The organism is Namhaeicola litoreus (assembly GCF_042679565.1).
Taxonomy (GTDB): Bacteria; Bacteroidota; Bacteroidia; order Flavobacteriales; family Flavobacteriaceae; genus Namhaeicola; species Namhaeicola litoreus.
The window spans coordinates 1-708 of the sequence record NZ_JBHTMY010000008.1; the positions used below are offsets into that span (position 1 = coordinate 1).

At 30.5% G+C, this 708-nt stretch carries 1 protein-coding gene; it reads left to right on the forward strand.

Annotated elements, in window-relative coordinates; translation table 11 throughout:
• On the forward strand, positions 1 to 597 hold a 597-nt coding region (locus tag ACFQ39_RS15140), incomplete at its 5' end, for a tetratricopeptide repeat protein (protein ID WP_377180521.1).
• Between the last annotated feature and the right edge of the window lie 111 nt (positions 598 to 708).

A 708-nucleotide genomic window follows, 5' to 3' on the forward strand; every position in this document is an offset into this window, starting at 1 on the left:
ATTTCCTGTAAAACTGAGGAGAATAAACTTACTACGGTAAATAAAAATCCTCTAATCCAATATTATAAGGTCGGCAAGGAAGTTTCAATTTCAAGTTCTGATTTTCAAATGGGAGAAGAAAACGAGTTTTATGAAAAAGGAGTTACATTAATTTTAAATGGAGATTTTAAAGGTGGAGAAACTGAGTTCTTAAAAGCATTATCTATCAATCCAAATAGTATTATTGCTTTAAATAATTTAGGAAATTTGAAGTTTATGTTAAGAGAATTTCCCGATGCTATAAACTATTTAAATGAGTCAATAAGGTTATCGGATTCCACATACTTTCCGGCTGTTTTAAATCTTGGAAGATTATATGGATTATTAGGGGAAGATAAAAAGGCTGAAAAGCTTTTCAATCATATAATTGAAAATTCTGAAGTTGATTTCCTAATTGGAGTTTCACATTTTGGTCTGGCTCAAATGTATTTAGATTATGGTTGGATTGAAAAAGCCAAATTGTCGTTTTCTAAATCCGAATTTAAATTAAAACCATATAGTGACTTTGAACCTGACCTTGACACATTGAAATTGGAAATTGAAAATTATAATAAATAAACTGTGGGCAACATCGGTTATAATTCAGCGCGCATTTTGCCAGGTAGAAACATCAAGAAATCAATAAAAATTAAGGTAGCGAGCAAACATATTTTTGCATTTTCGCGGCAC